The 16,704-nt window shown below is 73.3% G+C and carries 15 protein-coding genes; 9 read left to right on the top strand and 6 right to left on the bottom strand.

The genetic code is table 11. The features are described 5' to 3' along the window. Nucleotides 1-55: 55 nt before the first annotated feature. Genes ACIBR0_RS07205 through ACIBR0_RS07215 form a run of 3 tightly spaced genes read right to left on the bottom strand, consistent with a single transcriptional unit; the run spans nt 56 to nt 4,861 of the window. Nucleotides 56-1,276 carry a hypothetical protein gene (locus tag ACIBR0_RS07205; protein ID WP_396713121.1) on the bottom strand — a complete coding sequence of 407 codons (1,221 nt, stop codon included), beginning with the start codon at nt 1,274-1,276 and terminating at the stop codon, nt 56-58. A gap of 55 nt (nt 1,277-1,331) precedes the next feature. Further along, nucleotides 1,332-2,996: a GTPase gene (locus tag ACIBR0_RS07210; RefSeq protein ID WP_396713276.1), complete on the bottom strand. Its 1,665-nt coding sequence runs from the start codon at nt 2,994-2,996 to the stop codon at nt 1,332-1,334. A 17-nt stretch (nt 2,997-3,013) separates the two neighbouring features. Beyond that, complete coding sequence (locus ACIBR0_RS07215; RefSeq protein WP_396713123.1) at nt 3,014-4,861, bottom strand: ABC transporter; 1,848 nt, start codon at nt 4,859-4,861, stop codon at nt 3,014-3,016. Between the two features lie 196 nt (nt 4,862-5,057). On the opposite strand from ACIBR0_RS07215, the gene dnaK reads away from it, so the two are divergent. From dnaK to ACIBR0_RS07240, 5 genes are all read left to right on the top strand, one after another. Beyond that, nucleotides 5,058-6,914: a molecular chaperone DnaK gene (gene dnaK, locus ACIBR0_RS07220; RefSeq protein ID WP_357039753.1), complete on the top strand. Its 1,857-nt coding sequence runs from the start codon at nt 5,058-5,060 to the stop codon at nt 6,912-6,914. Nucleotides 6,915-6,961: 47 nt separating this feature from the next. After that, on the top strand, nt 6,962-7,711 hold the full coding sequence (gene grpE, locus ACIBR0_RS07225; RefSeq protein WP_396713125.1) for a nucleotide exchange factor GrpE: 750 nt from the start codon (nt 6,962-6,964) through the stop codon (nt 7,709-7,711). A 79-nt stretch (nt 7,712-7,790) separates the two neighbouring features. Continuing rightward, nucleotides 7,791-8,975, top strand: a complete 1,185-nt coding sequence (gene dnaJ, locus ACIBR0_RS07230; RefSeq protein WP_357028846.1) for a molecular chaperone DnaJ — start codon at nt 7,791-7,793, stop codon at nt 8,973-8,975. Between the two features lie 47 nt (nt 8,976-9,022). Next, on the top strand, nt 9,023-9,463 hold the full coding sequence (locus ACIBR0_RS07235; RefSeq protein ID WP_357028848.1) for a heat shock protein transcriptional repressor HspR: 441 nt from the start codon (nt 9,023-9,025) through the stop codon (nt 9,461-9,463). Between the two features lie 133 nt (nt 9,464-9,596). Then, entirely contained in the window at nt 9,597-9,791 is a 195-nt protein-coding gene (locus ACIBR0_RS07240) for a hypothetical protein (protein WP_357028851.1), read from the top strand. 74 nt (nt 9,792-9,865) lie between these two features. Here the strand turns inward: ACIBR0_RS07240 and ACIBR0_RS07245 are convergent, their stop codons facing one another. From ACIBR0_RS07245 to ACIBR0_RS07255, 3 genes are all read right to left on the bottom strand, one after another. Then, nucleotides 9,866-10,297 (bottom strand): hypothetical protein, encoded by a 432-nt coding sequence (locus tag ACIBR0_RS07245; RefSeq protein WP_396713128.1) that lies wholly within the window; start codon nt 10,295-10,297, stop codon nt 9,866-9,868. Nucleotides 10,298-10,472: 175 nt separating this feature from the next. Then, the gene (locus tag ACIBR0_RS07250; protein WP_396713130.1) at nt 10,473-11,681 is read right to left on the bottom strand and encodes a cation:proton antiporter; all 1,209 of its coding nucleotides are present in this window, start codon (nt 11,679-11,681) and stop codon (nt 10,473-10,475) included. Between the two features lie 5 nt (nt 11,682-11,686). Then, on the bottom strand, nt 11,687-12,187 hold the full coding sequence (locus tag ACIBR0_RS07255) for a cation:proton antiporter regulatory subunit (RefSeq protein ID WP_396713132.1): 501 nt from the start codon (nt 12,185-12,187) through the stop codon (nt 11,687-11,689). Nucleotides 12,188-12,266: 79 nt separating this feature from the next. Between ACIBR0_RS07255 and ACIBR0_RS07260 the strand changes: the two genes are divergently transcribed. The 4 genes from ACIBR0_RS07260 to ACIBR0_RS07275 all read left to right on the top strand — a co-directional run bounded on the left by ACIBR0_RS07260 (nt 12,267) and on the right by ACIBR0_RS07275 (nt 16,676). Next, nucleotides 12,267-12,536, top strand: a complete 270-nt coding sequence (locus tag ACIBR0_RS07260; RefSeq protein WP_396713133.1) for a hypothetical protein — start codon at nt 12,267-12,269, stop codon at nt 12,534-12,536. A gap of 86 nt (nt 12,537-12,622) precedes the next feature. Continuing rightward, entirely contained in the window at nt 12,623-15,214 is a 2,592-nt protein-coding gene (clpB, locus tag ACIBR0_RS07265) for an ATP-dependent chaperone ClpB (RefSeq protein ID WP_396713135.1), read from the top strand. A gap of 137 nt (nt 15,215-15,351) precedes the next feature. Beyond that, a complete protein-coding gene (locus ACIBR0_RS07270; protein ID WP_396713137.1) occupies nt 15,352-15,735 on the top strand; it encodes a hypothetical protein in 384 nt (127 codons plus the stop codon). 68 nt (nt 15,736-15,803) lie between these two features. Then, complete coding sequence (locus ACIBR0_RS07275) at nt 15,804-16,676, top strand: hypothetical protein (RefSeq protein WP_396713139.1); 873 nt, start codon at nt 15,804-15,806, stop codon at nt 16,674-16,676. The last annotated feature ends 28 nt before the right edge of the window (nt 16,677-16,704 follow it).

Raw genomic sequence — 16,704 nt, forward strand, 5'->3', positions numbered from 1 at the left:
CTTAACGCCTCCGGTAGAGCAAGGGGCCCTTCTTAACACGCGGGCGCGGCGGGCGTCACGCCCCGTCGTCGGCGAGGCGGTGCCGGTTCGCCTCGATCCACGCGTCCAGCGCCGCCGGGTCGTCCGGGTCGACGCCGTCGGCCATAAGTTGGGCGACGGCGGCGGTGGCGGGGCTGCGCCGCTCACCGGTGGTGTAGAGGCGGGCGAACTCCGGCACCATCTCCTCGATCGCGGCGTCGGTCTGCGCGGCGGCCTGCTCGGACAGGCCCCGCTTGCGGGAGGCGTACGCGGCCCAGCCCCGCAGCACCCGGGGCAGCAGGGCGGCGTCGTCCATGTCCAGTACGGCCCGCCGGTGCACCCAGTCGAGCAGGAACAGGCCGGAGACGGTGGGGCTCCACCGCATCGGGTCGGGGTCGGTGAAGGTCGCCGCGTGGTCCAGCAGCAGGCTGATGCAGAAGTGCAGCGAGGCCAGTTCGGCGCCGTCGATGGTGTCCAGGCCGAAGCGGGCCGCCTCCGGGGCGGCGAGGAAGCGCCGGACCAGGTCCGTACGTTCGGCGGCGGTGAGCGGCTCGTACGCCCGCACGGCCTCGGTGCGGCCGGGTGGCAGCAGGGCCAGCCGGGCCCCGACCAACGCCCGGTCGGTGGCCAGCGAGCCCTCGCCGGGAAGCTCGCTGAGATCGTCGGTGACGGCGAGGTGGCGACCCACCTCGGTGCGCATCCGGGCCGGCGCCTCCTCGCGGAACCAGGTCAGGTCGTCCTCCGAGCACATCTGCCGCACCTGGTCGATCACCCGGGCGGCGGGCCCGCCCACGAACACGTCCTTGGTGATCCCGATGTTGTGGTCGACGAGTGCGACCAGCGCGTGCTCCGGCCCTCCGGCCACGTCGTCGTACGCGAAGGTCGCCAGGTAGGAGGTCTGGTCGCCGTACACGTCGCCGTAGGCCCAGCAGCCGGTCAGGCGGACCCGCCCGAGCTGGCCCGACCAGGCTGGTGCGGTGGCACCGGGACGGACCCGGTCGGCGCCCACGGCGTCGGGCACCAGCGCGGCGAAGACGGAGCGGATGGTGGTCGCCGACGCGGTGCGGCGGCGGGAGGTGGCGGCGAGGAAGTTCGCCACGAACTGCCGGACGGCGACCTCCCGCCCGGTCTCGGCGACGGCGTAGACGCTGCCGAGCAACGCCGCGCCGAGCATCTCGGCGTCCAGGGCGTTGTCGAGCTTGGCCACGTCCCGGGCGGCGTGCAGCACCGCGTCGTACGGGGTCTCAGGCGTTCCCATCCACCGACCCTACGTCGCCGCCGCCCCCGGGACAGCGCAGCCGCCCGGTACGGCGTCAGCGGCGTGCGGCGTCCCGCAGGGCGAGCCGCGCCTCGGCGTAGGTGCCGAGCACCTCCCGCACCGGGCGCAGGACGTACTCCTCGCCGACGTCGGCGACCGCGGCGGTGAGCCGTCGTTCCGCCCGCCGCCGGGCACGGCGGGCCGCCCAGCGGACGACCGGCCGGGTCAGCGCCGCCACAAGCAGGCCGGCGAGCAGGCCGCCGAGCAGCAGCAGGGTCGGCAGCGGCACGACGCCCACGGTCGGGTTGTCCAGGTCGGGCAGCCCGAGGACGCGCAGCGCGTACCCGAGGGCCAGCCAGCCGAGCCCGACCACCGCGGCGAGGGTGACCAGCCACTGCAGTGCGCCGACGAGCCGCCACCAGACCGGCCGGTGGTCCATCCCCAGATCGGTACCGGCGATCGCGCGGTCCAGCGCGTCCGGCAGGCCGGCGAGGCGGGAGCGGGCGGCGCTGGTGACCGCGCCCGGCCAGGCCCCGGGCAGGGGCTCCCCGGCGCGGTCGGCGACCGCCCGGATGGCCAGCCCGAGCGCGGAGCGCTGCGCGGCGGTCGGGTCGGGCACGCTGGTCGCGGCGACCAGGCTCTCCGCCGGATCGGCGGCGTCGCCGGCAGGGCCCGGCAGGTGCAGGCGGCGCAGGGGATCGGGTCGGAGCCGGCGCCAGCCCCGCACCAGCGGCCAGCCGGTGGCGGCACCGCCGCGGTGCCGGTACGCGCGCTCGACCGCGTCGCCGACCGCCGGTACGCCCGCCGCTCCGGACAGCGCCCGGTGCAGCCCGGCGACGGTGGCGTCGTCCGGTCGGGTGGGTGGCTCGGCGCTGCCCACCAGGTCACCGAGGCCCGCCACCACGCTGTCGACGTCGCCCGCCAGGCGCCGCAGGGCGGCCTGCCGTTCGGCGACCGTACGCTCCAGCGCCTCCCGGAGCCCGGTCATGCCGTCCGGGTCGACGGCGGTGGTGGCCAGCAGCGGTACGCCGTCCAGCCCGTCGGCGTCGAGCAGCCGGCGCAGGTCGGCCAGCACCCGGGGCAGCTCGGGCGGGGGCAGCCGGTCGGCCTGGTTGAGCACGACCAGCGTCACGTCCCGGTGCCGGTGGAACTCGCGCAGGTAGCTGGTGTGGATCACGCGGTCCGCGTACTTCTGCGGGTCGACCACCCAGACCACCAGGTCGACGAGCCCGAGGAGGCGGTCCACCTCCAGCCGGTGGGACCGCTGCACCGAGTCGAAGTCGGGCAGGTCGAGCAGGATCAGGCCGTGCATCGCCGACTCGTCGTCGCCGTCCAGCGCGCTCTCCCGGACGAACCGGTGGCGGGGCAGCACGCCGACCCAGTCGAGCAGCCGGTTGCCGCCGTCGAGCGGCCCCCAGACACAGGCGTGGGTGACGCCGGTGGTGGGGCGGCGCACCCCGACCGGGGACAGCTCCATCCGGGCGAGGGCGTTGAACAGGCTGGACTTGCCACTGCCGGTCGCGCCGGCGAGCGCCACCACGGTGTGGTCGCGGGAGAGCGCGAGCCGGGTGCCGGCCCGTTCGACGAGGGTGTGCGCCGGCACCAGCGGCGTGTCCGGCAGGTGCCCGTCGACGAGGGTGAGGAACCGGCGTACCGCCTGAAGGCGCTCGACCAGCGCGTCCGCGTCCACCCGCTGCTCGCCGCGGAACGCCTCGCGCATGCGTCCGACGATGTTGCTCACTGGAGCCCTTCCTCGTCGGCGGGCGGTGTCCGGGCCGCCGTGGCGGCCTCGGCGAAGCCGCTGCGGTGCCGGGCCAGCTCGACCTGGTCGACGGCGCGGCGCAGGGACCCGGCGGCGTCCGCGGCCGGTCGCGCGGCCTCCGTCCGTTCCAGGTAGCGCGCGGCCTCGTCGTCCAGCAGCGTCCGCACGCGGGCGAGCAGATCGGTCCGGGCCTTGTTGGCCAGCGTACGCACGGCCTGGTCGCCGAAGATCGCCTGGAGCACGGCCTGCGCGGCGACCGTCGTGCCGGCTCCGGTGGCGACCTCCAGCCCGGTCGGGATGAAGGCGGTCGACGCGAACACCGCCACCATCACGGCCAGCCCGGTGGCGTTCACCGCGTACGCGGCGGTGCGGGCCACGAAACGCTTGTCGCCCCCCTCGACCGAGACCAGCTCCAGGACTCCGCGCTGCCAGTCGCGGACCAGCCGCTCGGCCCGCTCGGGCAGGTCGGCGGAGGGGTGGGCGAGGTCGGGGTCGAGCAGTGCCGCACCCGCGGGGTGCGCCTTCCACCCGGTGTACGCGTTCTCCGCGGCCTCCGAGGAGACCCCGCGCAGCAGGGTCACCAGCTGCGACTCGATCGCCGTGCGCAGCTCGGCGGCGGGGGCGGGCCGGCCGGTCACGGCGGCGACCACGCGGTCCCGGAAGCGGCCGATGCGCGCCTCCAGCGTCCGGAACAACTCGCCGGTGCCGACGAACTCCTGCCAGCGGGCGAGCACCTCGCCACGGAGGAGCCGGCCGTCGGAGAGCCCCTGCTCGACCGTCCGGTGCGCCCCCCGGTACGCGGCCCGCACCCGCTCGTCGAACGCGTCGGCGGCGGCCACCTGCTCGTCGGCGGCGTCGGCGAGCCCGGTGACGGCCGGCTGGAGTGCGGCGAGGGCGCCGTCGAGGGTCTGCCGGACCACGGCGGCGCGGGCGTCCGCGTCGGCGGCCAGCCGGGCGAACCAGTCGGCGAGCGGCGCGGTGACCTGCGCCGGCAGCAGGCCCTGCCCGTCGACCCAGGTCTCCGGGAGCACGAAGAGCGGCGCCGCGCCGAGGTCCTGGTCGGCGAGCATCTCGGACAGGTGGGCGGCGATCTCGTCGGCCGCCTCGGCGGGCACCCGGTCGAGGACCATGGCGATCACCGCGCCCCGGGCCCGCGCGCTGCGCAGCAGTTCCCACGGCACGGCGTCGGCGTACCGGGCGGCGGTGGTGACGAAGAGCCAGAGGTCGGCGGCGGCCAGGAGCTGGCCGGCGAGGGCCCGGTTGGCGTCGACCACCGAGTCGATGTCGGGCGCGTCGAGGAAGGCCAGCCCGGCCGGGAGCGCGGGAGCGGTGACGAGTTGCAGGGTGCGCGGGTCCTCGCTGGGCTCGGTGGTGCGGGTCAGGCCGGGCAGCAGTTCCCCCCGGCGGAACCAGGCGGAGTCTGTCGGATTGCAGACCAGCACCGGGGAGCGGGTGGTGGGCCGCAGCACCCCGGCGGCGCTCACCCGGGCCTGCACGAGGCTGTTGACCAGGGTCGACTTGCCCGCGCCGGTGGAGCCGCCGACGACCACGAGCAGCGGGGCGTCGAGCCGGCGCAGTCGGGGCAGCAGGTAGTCGTCGAGCTGGTCGGTGAGGCTCCCGGCGGCCCGGCGGGCCGGCTCGGCGGAGGGCAGCGCGAGCGGGAACCGCGCCGCCTCGACCGCGGCCCGCAGGCCGGTCAGCGCGGCGGGCAGGGTGTCGTCCCCGGTGGTGGCGGGCGGCTCCTCCCCGGCGTCCGTGGAGCCGGTGCGAGCGGCGACGGCGTGCGCGGCGGACTGGGTGGCGGGATCGCCGTGCGTCGTCACCGCTAAAGCGTGCCCGACCGATGCAAGGGAAGACAACCGGACAGTAATAACGGGTGGGTTGCGTCGGGTCGGCTCAACCTCGACTTGACGATCGGCGGGGGCGTGGCACTATTGAGTCAAGTTCACTCAACTTGTGGTGGGTGTGCTGCGGGCGGTGCCCGTCACCTGCTCAACGTAACGAAGCGAGGAAGCGAAGATGGCACGTGCGGTCGGTATCGACCTCGGCACGACGAACTCCTGCGTCAGCGTCCTGGAGGGCGGTGAGCCCACCGTCATCGCCAACGCGGAGGGCTCGCGGACGACCCCGTCGATCGTCGCGTTCGCCCGTAACGGCGAGGTGCTCGTCGGTGAGGTCGCCAAGCGCCAGGCGGTGACCAACCCGGACCGGACGATCCGCTCGGTCAAGCGGGAGATCGGCACCAACTGGTCCGTCGACATCGACGGCAAGAAGTACACCCCGCAGGAGATCTCGGCCCGCACGCTGATGAAGCTCAAGCGGGACGCCGAGGCGTACCTGGGCGAGCAGATCACCGACGCGGTGATCACCGTCCCGGCCTACTTCAACGACGGCCAGCGCCAGGCCACCAAGGAGGCCGGTGAGATCGCCGGCTTCAACGTGCTGCGGATCGTCAACGAGCCGACCGCGGCCGCCCTGGCGTACGGGCTGGACAAGGGCTCCAAGGAGCAGACCGTCCTGGTCTTCGACCTCGGCGGCGGCACCTTCGACGTGTCGCTGCTGGAGCTGGCCGAGGGCGTCATCGAGGTCAAGTCGACCAGCGGTGACAACCACCTCGGTGGCGACGACTGGGACCAGCGGATCATCGACCACCTGGTGAAGACCTTCCGCGGCGAGCACGGCATCGACCTCGCGCAGGACAAGATGGCCCTCCAGCGGCTCCGCGAGGCGGCCGAGAAGGCCAAGATCGAGCTGTCCGCCGCCACCACCACCAACATCAACCTGCCGTACATCACCGCCGGTTCGGCCGGCCCGCTGCACCTGGACGTGACGCTCAGCCGCGCCGAGTTCCAGCGGATGACGCAGGACCTGCTGGACCGCTGCAAGGGCCCGTTCGAGCAGGCCGTGAAGGACGCCGGGATCAAGGTCTCCGACGTCGACCACGTCATCCTCGTCGGCGGCTCGACCCGGATGCCGGCCGTGACCGACCTGGTCAAGCAGCTCACCGGTCGCGACCCCAACAAGGGCGTCAACCCGGACGAGGTCGTCGCCGTCGGCGCCGCCCTCCAGGCCGGCGTGCTCAAGGGCGAGGTCAAGGACGTCCTGCTGCTCGACGTGACCCCGCTGAGCCTGGGCATCGAGACCAAGGGTGGCATCTTCACCAAGCTGATCGAGCGCAACACCACCATCCCGACCAAGCGCTCCGAGGTCTTCACCACGGCGGACGACAACCAGCCGTCGGTGCTGATCCAGGTGTTCCAGGGTGAGCGCGAGATCGCGGCCTACAACAAGAAGCTCGGCACCTTCGAGCTGACCGGTCTGCCGCCGGCGCCGCGCGGCGTGCCGCAGATCGAGGTCACCTTCGACATCGACGCCAACGGCATCGTGAACGTCCACGCGAAGGACCTCGGCACCGGCAAGGAGCAGAAGATGACGATCACCGGCGGCTCCTCGCTGCCGAAGGACGACATCGAGCGCATGCGCCGGGACGCCGAGGAGCACGCCGACGACGACAAGCGTCGTCGCGAGGAGGCGGAGACCCGCAACCTGGCCGAGGCGCTCCAGTGGCAGACCGAGAAGTTCCTGGCGGAGAGCGGCGACAAGCTGCCGTCGGAGTCCCGCGACCAGATCAACGAGGCCCTCGGCGAGCTGCGAGGCGCGCTCGGCGGTCAGGACATCGAGAAGATCAAGTCGGCGCACGAGCGGCTGGCCCAGGTGTCCCAGCAGGCCGGTTCGCTGCTCTACAACCAGCCGGGTGAGCAGCCGGGCGAGGCCGGTCCGGGTGCCGGCGCGGCCGGTGGCGCCCCGGGTGGCGCGCAGGCCGGCGGTGCCGACGACGTGGTCGACGCGGAGATCGTGGACGAGGACAAGAAGTGATGGTCCGCCTCGCACACGTACTCGACGCAGAGGGATGAGGTAGCCGCATGACGGAGAAGCCACGAGCCGCCGACCCGGGTTCCACCGGGTCGGCGCCGGGTGGCTCCGCGCCCGCCGGACAGTCGTCCGACGAGCCGCGGGTCGTCATCCGCAACAACCGCAAGGTCCGCGAGACCGAGGGTTCGGACACGGCCGCCGCCGACGCCGGGACCGACGCCCCGGCGGAGGGGCTGGTCACCGACGCCGAGGTCGTGGTCGACGAGATCGAGGTCGAGGCCACCTCGGTGGAGGGCGTCACGCCGGCCGCTCCACCGGTGGTGGACGCGCCGGCCGAGCCGGTCGGCGCCGGCGCTCCGGCGCTCGGCGCCGAGCTGGAGGCCCTGCGCGCCGAGCTGGACGAACGGACCCGGGACGTGCAGCGGGTGTCGGCGGAGTACGCCAACTACCGCAAGCGGGTGGACCGGGACCGGGGACTGGTGACCGAGCAGGCGACCGGCGCGGTGCTCGCCGCGCTGCTGCCGATCCTCGACGACCTGGACCGGGCCCGTGAGCACGGCGACCTGGTCGGTCCGTTCGGCACGGTTGCCGAGCAGCTCACCACGGCGCTGGGCAAGTTCGGGCTGACCCCGTTCGGCGAGCAGGGCGACCCGTTCGACCCGACCCGCCACGAGGCGGTGGCGCACCAGACCTCGGCCGAGGTCACCGAGCCCACCTGCGTGCAGGTGATGCGGCGGGGTTACCAGATCGGCGAGCGGCTGCTGCGGCCGGCGCTGGTCGCGGTCGCCGACCCCGAGTAGTGCGCAACGACCCGGCCGTCCCGCCCGCTCCCACCGGGCGGGCGGGACGACCGGTCAACGGTGGGAAGGGGGTGGACCGGTGAGTTCCAAGGACTGGATCGAGAAGGACTACTACGCCGCTCTGGGCGTGCCGAAGGCGGCTTCCGCGGACGAGATCAAGAAGGCGTACCGGAAGGTCGCGCGGGAGTCGCACCCGGACCACAACCCCGGCGACCCGAAGGCGGAGGAGCGCTTCAAGACGGTCTCCGAGGCGTACGCGGTGCTCGGCGACGAGACCAAGCGCCGCGAGTACGACGAGATGCGCTCGCTCTTCGGCTCCGGCGCGTTCCGGCGCAACGCCCGTGCCGGCGGGCAGCCCGGCGGCGCGCCGTTCGACGTCTCCGACCTGTTCGGCGGTGCGGCGGCCGGCGGTGATCGCCGGTTCGGCGGTGCGGGCTTCCAGGACCTGTTCAGTTCGATCTTCTCGGGCGGTGGAGCCGGTGGCGCCGCCGCCCCGCGCGGACCGGCCCGCGGCCGGGACGTCGAGACCGAGGTGGCGCTGGACTTCCACGACGCCGTACGCGGGGTGACCCTCCCGCTGACGCTGCGGGCGCCCGGCGTCTGCGACACCTGCCACGGCGACGGGGCGAAGCCCGGCACCCAACCGCGCACCTGCCCGGTGTGCCACGGTGCCGGGGTGACGACCCGCAACCAGGGGTCGTTCAGCTTCTCCGAGCCCTGCCGCAACTGCCAGGGCGTCGGCACCGTGGTCGAGGAGAAGTGCCCGGAGTGCCAGGGCACCGGCGGGGTCACCAAGACCCGCACCCTGAACGTGCGCTTCCCGGCCGGGGTGGCCGACGGCCAGCGGATCCGGCTGGCCGGGCGCGGTGAGCCGGGTGCGCGCGGCGGTACGGCGGGTGACCTGTTCGTGCAGGTCAAGGTACGCCCCGACGAGCTGTTCGGGCGGTCCGGCGACGACCTCACCCTGACCGTGCCGATCACCTTCGCCGAGGCGGTGCTCGGCACCGACCTGCGGGTGCCCACCCTCGACGGCGCGGTGACCCTCCGGGTGCCGCCGGGCACCCCGAGCGGTCGGATCCTGCGGGCGCGCGGCAAGGGTGTGGTGCGCCGGGATGGTCAGGCGGGGGACCTGCTGGTCACCCTCGACGTGGTGGTGCCGGCGACGGTGTCGGCGGAGGCGCGTGCGGCGCTGGAGACCTTCGCCGACCAGACGCCACCGGCGGCGCGGGAACATCTCGACGCGCGACTGCGTCGATCCAGTTGATTCGGTTTTTCGGTGGGGTCCGGTGCGAGGCGCGGAGGTGAGCGGGGATGTCGGACGAGTTCGTCGGTACGGGTGACCCGGCCTACGAGGCCAAGGTGCTGATGATTTCGGTCGCGGCGCGGATGGCGGGGATGCACCCGCAGACACTGCGCCAGTACGACCGGCTTGGCCTGGTGCAGGCCGGCCGGGCGGCCGGTGGCGGACGCCGGTACAGCGTCCGCGACGTGGTGCTGCTGCGCGAGGTGCAGCGGCTCAGTCAGGACGACGGCATCAACCTCGCCGGCGTCAAGCGGATCATCGGTCTGGAGCGGCTGCTGGAGCAGGCGCAGCAGCGGGTGGCCCGGCTGGAGGCGGAGCTGGACGCCGCGTACCGCCGGATCGCCGAGCTGGAGGCGGTGGCCCGCTTCCCGGGCAGTGACCTGGTGCCCACCAACCGCACCTCCACCGCGCTGGTGGTCTGGCGCCCCCGCCGGGGTCCCGGCCGCTGACCCGGTCCGCCGCGGCCTCGCCGGCCCGGTCCGCTCGCCGGTTCACCGGCGCGGGCCGGGCCGGTTCCGTTAGGGTCCTGATTGAGGTCGGAACGACTCAATTCGGACCTACCGCCATGGCGAGGGGGAGCCCGTGACGGAAGCAGCGAAGAAGGCGGCCGAACAGACGGAGAAGCGCCTGGAGAAGGTGGCCGAGACCGCGCGGGAGCGGTTCGACAAGGTCGCCAAGGGGCGTTTCCGCGACAAGATCACCGAAGGACGCTTCGCCGATCAGGTCGACCACGGCGTCGACCAGGGCCGCGACGAGAGTCGCCGCAAGCAGGGTTGACCGGCAGTACCGGCCGACCGACGAACGGGCCGGGACCCACGGGGGGTCCCGGCCCGTTCGTCAATCCGGGGGGCTCAGGCCAGGCGGCGGTTTTCGCGGACCAGGCCGCCCTCGCACCAGTCCCGGTAGACGAAGAGGTCGGGGCGGGCGAGCAGGACCCGGCTGTTGTGGGCCCAGGTCCGCATCAGGTCGTCGCCGTCCCGCTCGGCCTGCTCGACGAGCTTTCGGAAGCGCCGCTTGGGGTGGGCGCGGAAGCTCGTCCGGATGCCGTCGGCGGCGTAGATGTAGAGGCAGTGCAGCGCGAACCGGCGGGCCGGGCAGGCGGGATCGATCGCCAGGTCGAAGAGGGTCAGCACCAGGCGGTCACCGGAGACGAGGAGGTCCCAGTCCGGTGGCATGGACGCCAGTGGCACCGAGTCGGGTTGGTACGCCCAGGCCCGCAACTCCGCCGGAGACGGGTCGACGGGGTTGGCGAAGCCGTGGAACGCTGACTCCTGCACGCTCACCGGCCAACCTTCCGCTCTCGCCCAGCAGGGGCACCGGCACCCCGCGAACCGTGGCTGCTGGGGCGACACGGTAACGCGCGGGGTGTGAGCTGCGGTAGCCCCCGGGGGAAGCAATTCGGTAACCGTTGGCCCGGCCGGGCCCACCGTACGGTGGACCCGGCCGCCGGTCCGCCGATCAGTCGGTGGCGGTCGCGGCCTGGCGGGCCCGCTCGGCCAGCGCCCGGCGCCGCAGCCACCCCTTGAACCAGGCCAGGTCCGGCACCCGGGCCAGCATCGGCCCGGTCACCACCGTGATCAGCACGTACGCCGTGGCGAGCGCGGCCAGGCGCGGCTCCACGCTGCCGGCGGTCACCGCGAGCCCGGCGATGACGATGGAGAACTCCCCACGCGGCACGAGCGCGAGGCCGGCGCGCCAACGGCCGGGCTCGGCGATGCCGACCCGCCGGGCGGCCAGGTACCCGGTGAGCGTCTTCGTGGCCATGGTGACCAGGGCCAGCGCGAGCGCCGGCAGTAGCACCGGCGGAATGTCCCGCGGGTCGGTGACCAGCCCGAAGAAGAGGAAGAACACGGCGGCGAACAGGTCCCGCAGCGGAGTGAGCAACTCCGTGGCGTGGTGCGCCACCGGCCCGGACAGCGCGATGCCGACCAGGAACGCGCCGACCGCCGCCGAGACCTGGAGCTTCGCGGCCACACCCGCGACCAGCAGGGTCAGCCCGAGCACCCCGAGGAGCAGGGCCTCCGGGTCGCGGGCGGACATCACCGAGGAGATGACGTTGCCGTAGCGGATCGCCACCACGAGCACCATCAGCACGGTGGCGACCGCGACGGCGAGGGTGATGCCGCCGCCGATCAAGCCGCTGCCGGCCAGCACGGCGGTCAGCAGGGGCAGGTAGAGCGCCATCGCCAGGTCCTCGATGACCAGCACCGACAGCACCACCGGGGTCTCCCGGTTACCGAGCCGGCCCAGGTCGGCCAGCACCTTGGCGATGACGCCGGAGGAGGAGACCCAGGTGATGCCGGCCAGCACCAGCGCGGCCACCCAGTCCCATCCGAGGAGCAGGGCGAACGCGGCACCGGGCAGGGCGTTGAGCACACCGTCGATCAGGCCGGCCGGCGCGGCGGCGCGGAGGTTGCCGACGAGTTCGCCGGCCGTGTACTCCAGGCCGAGCATGACCAGCAGGAGGATCACACCGATCTCGGCGCCGATCGCGAAGAACTCCTCGCTGGCCTTGACCTCCACCAGCCCGCCGTGACCGAAGGCCAGGCCGGCGAGCAGGTAGAGCGGAATGGGCGAGAGGCCGATCCGGCGGCTGAGCCGGCCCAGCAGGCCGAGCAGGAACAGCAGCGCGCCGACCTCGATGAGCAGCGTGGTGGTCTCGTGCATCCGCCTCAGCCGTCCGGGTCACTGTCGGCGAGGATGGCGGTCACCCCGTCGAGACCCTGCCGGGTCCCGACGACGACCACCACGTCACCGGCCGCGAAGCGGAAGGAGGGATCGGGCGAGACGATGACCTCTCCGTGGCGCAGGACCGCCACGATCGAGGCGCCCGTGCGCGTACGCGCCTTGGTGTCACCGAGCTTGCGGCCCACGTACTTCGAGCCCGCCGGGATGGCGACCTGCTCGGTGAGCAGCCCCGCGGCCTGCTCCCGCAGCCCGGAGAGCTGGCCGAGCATCAGCGACGCGCCGAGGATGTCGGCCAGCGCCTCGGCCTCGTCGTCGGTCAGCGGGATGTCGTGCTGCCCCGCGTCGGGGTCGTCCGGGTCGTAGAGGACCAGGTCACGACGGCCGTTGCGGTGGGAGACCACCCCCAGCCGCCGTCCTGACTCCGTCATCAGATCGTGACGTACGCCGATTCCCGGTAGGGCAGTCTGTTCGACACGTACTCGCACATCGACAAGGCTACCGCTGATCGGCCGCGGGAGATCTTGGTGACGCCGTCGGCGCCCGCGGTCGGCGGCGAGCAGCGTGATGTCGTGGACGACTCAGCTCGACAGTGCACGCGCCCGCCCCGGCAACGTCACCGGGGCGGCGCGGTCACGCGAGTCAGCCCAGGCCGGCGAAGAAGGCGCGGATGTCACCGGCGCCGCGCTGCGCGTACCGGATCCGGAGCGGACCCGGGAGTTGCGCCGCCGCCACCTGGCGGTGCTGCTGGCCGGCCTGGCCGTGACCGACCCGCCGCTGCCCGGTCCGCCGCCGGCGGCCGGCGAGTTCGACTGGCGCTGGCGACGCGAGGAGTGACTCAGCTCACATAGCCAAGGTTGAGCGGAATAGGCTCAACTCTGGTGGTGTCCCCATGAGTGGACACGCCGATTCCGGGGGAGCCCATGAACACGGAACGCCTCACCACCAAGAGCCGCGAGACCATCACCGGTGCCGTCGCGCAGGCGAACCAGCGCGGACACGCCACCGTGGAACCCTGGCACCTGCTGCTGGCACTGCTGGACACCGAGGGATCGACCGCCGCCGCCCTGCTGCGCGCCGTCGGGGCCGACCCCGCCGACCTGCGCCGGGTGGCCCAGCGCTCGGTCGACGCCCTGCCCGCCGCGCGGGGCTCCAGCATCGCCGAGCCCACCCTCGCCCGCGAGTTCGTCAACGCCATCGGCGCCGCCGAGCAGATCGCCCGGCCGCTGGGTGACGAGTACACCTCCACCGAGCACCTGCTGGCCGGCCTGGCCCGGGTGGGCGGTGCGGTCTCCGGCGCGCTGAAGAACGCGGGCGCGACCGAGGAGAACCTGGTCGCCGCCTTCCCGACCGTCCGGGGCGGCGACCGCCGGGTCACCACCGCCGACCCGGAGCAGACCTACCAGGCCCTCTCGAAGTACGGCGTCGACCTGACCGCCAGCGCGCGCGACGGCAAGATCGACCCGGTCATCGGCCGGGACTCGGAGATCCGCCGGGTGATCCAGGTGCTGTCCCGGCGGACGAAGAACAACCCGGTGCTCATCGGTGAGCCCGGCGTCGGCAAGACCGCCATCGTCGAGGGCCTCGCCCAGCGGATCGTGGCCGGCGACGTGCCCGAGTCGCTCCGGGACAAAAAGCTGGTCTCGCTCGACCTGGGCGCGATGGTCGCGGGCGCGTCGTACCGAGGTCAGTTCGAGGAGCGGCTGAAGTCCGTCCTGGAGGAGATCAAGAACTCCGACGGGCAGGTCATCACCTTCCTCGACGAGCTGCACACCGTGGTCGGCGCAGGCAAGGGCGAGGGCTCGATGGACGCCGGCAACATGTTGAAGCCGATGCTGGCCCGCGGTGAGCTGCGGATGGTCGGCGCGACCACGCTGGACGAGTACCGCGAGCACATCGAGAAGGACCCGGCCCTGGAGCGGCGCTTCCAGCCGGTGCTGGTCGGTGAGCCGACCATCGAGGACACCATCGGCATCCTGCGGGGCCTCAAGGAGCGCTACGAAGTGCACCACGGCGTCCGCATCACCGACGCCGCCCTGGTCGCCGCCGCCTCCCTGTCCGACCGGTACATCACCGACCGGTTCCTGCCGGACAAGGCGATCGACCTGGTCGACGAGTCCGCGTCCCGGCTCCGCATGGAGATCGACTCTCGGCCGGTCGAGGTGGACGAGATCGAGCGGGCGGTGCGCCGGCTGGAGATCGAGGAGATGGCGCTGGCCAAGGAGCCGGACGCCGCCTCCGCCGAGCGCCTCGAACGGCTGCGCAAGGAACTGGCCGACAAGCGCGAGCAGCTCACCGCGCTGTCCGAGCGCTGGCAGCTGGAGAAGAGCCACATCACCAGGCTCTCCACCGCCAAGGAGGAGCTGGAGCGCCTGGGCGGCGAGGCCGAGCGGGCCGAGCGCGACGGCGAGCTGGAGCGTGCCGCCGAGCTGCGGTACGGCCGCATCCCCGCCCTGAAGGGCGACCTGGCGACGGCGGAGGAGGAGCTGGCCCGGCTCCAGGCCGACGGCGCGATGCTCAAGGAGGAGGTCGGCGCGGACGACATCGCCGCCGTCGTCGCCTCCTGGACCGGCATCCCCGCCGGTCGGCTGCTGGAGGGCGAGACCGCCAAGCTGCTCCGGATGGAGGAGTCGCTGCGGGGCCGCGTGGTCGGCCAGTCCGAGGCGGTGGGCGCGGTCTCCGACGCGGTCCGCCGGGCGCGGGCCGGCGTCGCCGACCCGGACCGTCCGACCGGCAGCTTCCTCTTCCTCGGCCCGACCGGTGTGGGCAAGACCGAGCTGGCCAAGGCCCTCGCCGAGTTCCTCTTCGACGACGAGCGGGCCATGGTCCGCATCGACATGAGCGAGTACGGCGAGAAGCACTCCGTTGCCCGTCTGGTCGGTGCCCCGCCCGGGTACATCGGGTACGAGGAGGGCGGCCAGCTCACCGAGGCGGTGCGCCGCCGGCCGTACTCGGTGATCCTGCTGGACGAGGTGGAGAAGGCCCACCCGGACGTCTTCGACGTGCTGCTCCAGGTGCTCGACGACGGCCGGCTCACCGACGGTCAGGGTCGTACGGTCGACTTCCGCAACGCGATCCTGATCCTCACCTCCAACCTCGGGTCGTCGGTGATCAGCGACCTGACGCTGGCCGAGGAACAGCGCCGGGAGGGCGTCCTGGCGGTGGTCCGGTCGCACTTCAAGCCGGAGTTCCTCAACCGCCTCGACGACATCGTGGTCTTCGCCGCACTGCGCGGTGACGACCTGCGGGCCATCGTGGACATCCAGCTGGAGCGCCTGCGCCGACGGCTCGCCGACCGGCGCCTGGGCCTGGAGATCACCGACTCCGCCCGCACCTGGCTGGCCGAGCACGGGTACGACCCGATCTACGGTGCCCGACCGCTGCGCCGCCTGGTCCAGTCCGCCATCGGTGACCAGCTCGCGAGGGCCCTCCTGTCCGGCACGATCCGCGACGGCGACACCGTCCACGTCGACCTGGCCGACTCCAAGGACGCCCTGGTCGTCCGCCCCGCCTGACCCGACCCCCGGCCCCGAACCCCGGCCCGGCCCAGCCCGCGTTGATCAAGAGGTTTGCGTCAGGGAAACCGCGTGCGATGACGCAAACCTCTTGATCGACAGGGTGGGAGGCGGGGTGACGGGGAAGGAGACAGGGCATGTTCGGGATCGGTGGGAAGAAGAAGGACCGGCAGTTGGACGCGGACCTCGACGAGCTTGCGCGGGCGGAGACGCTGGCGTTCGGCGGGGTGGGGATCGCCGGCACGCTGCTGCCGGTGACCGAGGCGTACCGGCGGGTGGAGGCGGCGCTCGCCGACCACCCCGAGGAGGTGCGCGAGCGGATCGACCGGGTGCTCGACGAGGGCACCCCGGCGGGAAAGGTGTACGCGGCCACGCTGCTCGATCGCCTGGACCCGGCCGCCGGTCGCCGCGCCTGGGAGACGCTGCGCGAGGACACGGCCGAGTTCGGCACCTTCACCGGCTGCGTCATGGGCCGCACGACACTCCGCGAGTACGCCACCGACCGCCACTCGGAGGCATGATCCTTTCGTCCGTGCGGTCTGCCCGACCGGGCCTGCCGGACGGTGCCTGCGACCCGTAGCTTGCCGGCATGACGCCCCCTGCCGACGCGCCGGTACGCCCACCCCGACCCCGTACCGTCACGATCGCCTTCTGGTTGCAGCTCACCGTCGTCGCCGTCCTGCTCGGGCTCGTGGCCCTGCTGGTCGCCCAGGCGGTCGACTGGAACGCGCAGATCGACCAGGCAGCGCGCGCCGTTCCCGACGCCGACCCGGACGAGGTCCGCGGGGAGCGCGTCGGCAACGTCGTGATGTCGGTGCTGTTCGGCCTGCCGGCTCTGCTGCTCGCCGCCTGGATGGCCGCGACGGCCCTGCCCGTACGCCGGGGTGGCAACATCGCTCGCATCATGGTCTTCGTGGCCGGCGGCGCCGAACTGCTGATCTGTCTGGCCCAGGGCTGCTCGGGGATGGCGGTCGCACCGCTGATCTTCGCCACCGGCTTCGCGGAGGAGCCGTATCCGGAGGTGGGCGGCACGCCGGCGGATCCGGGCGACGATTTCTGGCAGGAGTCCCGCTTCATCGAGACGCTCTACGACAGCCCCAGCCCGTTCGACCAGGTGTTGTTCCCCCTGGCCGGGTTCGGGATCCTGACCGTGCTGATGCTCACGGCCGCGGTGGTGCTCCTGCTGGCGCTGCCACCCGCCCACCGCTGGTTCGTTCCGGTCACCACGGCACCGAACCCGGCGGTCGCCTTCGCCCCGGTCCCGCCGCCCGGCTACGGCTACCACCCGCCGGCGATACCGCCCGGCTACGCCCCCGTCCCGCCCGGTTACGTATCGGCCGCACCCGCCTTCCTGATCTGCCCCGATCCGGCCGCGCACCGGCCGCCCCCCGCGGACGGTGGCCGGCCCGCCGGGACGCCGGGCGGGGAGGAGCCCTCCGGTCCGGTGACGCAGGGTAGCTGACCGATGACCATTCGACGGCCGATTTCCC

Source organism: Micromonospora sp. NPDC049497 (assembly GCF_044465805.1).
Taxonomy (GTDB): Bacteria; Actinomycetota; Actinomycetes; order Mycobacteriales; family Micromonosporaceae; genus Micromonospora.

Excerpts from the sequence above, each read along its gene's own strand:
- ACIBR0_RS07205 (WP_396713121.1), bottom strand. The coding sequence starts at position 1,276 with ATGGGAACGCCTGAGACCCCGTACGACGCGGTGCTGCACGCCGCCCGG.
- ACIBR0_RS07210 (WP_396713276.1), bottom strand. The coding sequence starts at position 2,996 with ATGCGCGAGGCGTTCCGCGGCGAGCAGCGGGTGGACGCGGACGCGCTG.
- dnaK (WP_357039753.1), top strand. The coding sequence starts at position 5,058 with ATGGCACGTGCGGTCGGTATCGACCTCGGCACGACGAACTCCTGCGTC.
- grpE (WP_396713125.1), top strand. The coding sequence starts at position 6,962 with ATGACGGAGAAGCCACGAGCCGCCGACCCGGGTTCCACCGGGTCGGCG.
- ACIBR0_RS07235 (WP_357028848.1), top strand. The coding sequence starts at position 9,023 with ATGTCGGACGAGTTCGTCGGTACGGGTGACCCGGCCTACGAGGCCAAG.
- ACIBR0_RS07250 (WP_396713130.1), bottom strand. The coding sequence starts at position 11,681 with ATGCACGAGACCACCACGCTGCTCATCGAGGTCGGCGCGCTGCTGTTC.
- ACIBR0_RS07260 (WP_396713133.1), top strand. The coding sequence starts at position 12,267 with ATGTCGTGGACGACTCAGCTCGACAGTGCACGCGCCCGCCCCGGCAAC.
- clpB (WP_396713135.1), top strand. The coding sequence starts at position 12,623 with ATGAACACGGAACGCCTCACCACCAAGAGCCGCGAGACCATCACCGGT.
- ACIBR0_RS07270 (WP_396713137.1), top strand. The coding sequence starts at position 15,352 with ATGTTCGGGATCGGTGGGAAGAAGAAGGACCGGCAGTTGGACGCGGAC.
- ACIBR0_RS07275 (WP_396713139.1), top strand. The coding sequence starts at position 15,804 with ATGACGCCCCCTGCCGACGCGCCGGTACGCCCACCCCGACCCCGTACC.